Origin of the sequence: Haloferax sp. Atlit-109R, assembly GCF_003665865.1 — an archaeon.
Classification (GTDB): Archaea; Halobacteriota; Halobacteria; order Halobacteriales; family Haloferacaceae; genus Haloferax; species Haloferax volcanii.
Genome location: NZ_QPLO01000040.1, coordinates 1 through 437, shown reverse-complemented (window position 1 = coordinate 437; position 437 = coordinate 1). Strand labels below are relative to the sequence as shown.

The 437-nt window shown below is 69.8% G+C and carries 1 protein-coding gene; it reads right to left on the bottom strand.

Annotation, left to right across the window (positions count from 1 at the left end; genetic code table 11):
* Positions 1 to 300: 300 nt before the first annotated feature.
* A partial coding sequence (locus tag DVK03_RS19570) for a M24 family metallopeptidase (protein WP_121593855.1) occupies positions 301 to 437 on the bottom strand: 137 nt, incomplete at its 5' end.

The following is a 437-nucleotide window of genomic DNA, read 5'->3' as shown; positions in this document are numbered from 1 at the left end:
CCCGCGGTTCCGCTCGGGCGACACTAATGGTTTCGATGCCGTCCGGTCGCCCGCCGGGCGAGCCCCGCCCGCTCGGTCCGACTGGGGGAATACACCCGGAATAATTCGGTAATACTGTTATATCATCCGGCGGCATTTACCGGTTGGGGGCACGGCACACGACTCCCGTATTCGCGTGTCGAACGTCGGCACGCCGGTCTCCGCGTTTTCCGTTCCGCCGCTCCGACGCCGAGCGGCGCGTCGCCCTCGACGACGGCCACGGCCACGAGTCGCCGGTCCCGCGGCTCGCCTCGCCGCGGGTCACGCCCACCCGCGGTCGGTCCGGTTCAGGCGCTCGCAGCCGTCCTCGGTGACGACCACGAGGTCCTCGACCCGACAGCCGAACCGCCCGTAGAGGTAGATCCCGGGCTCGACGGAGCAGACCATCCCCAGCTCCA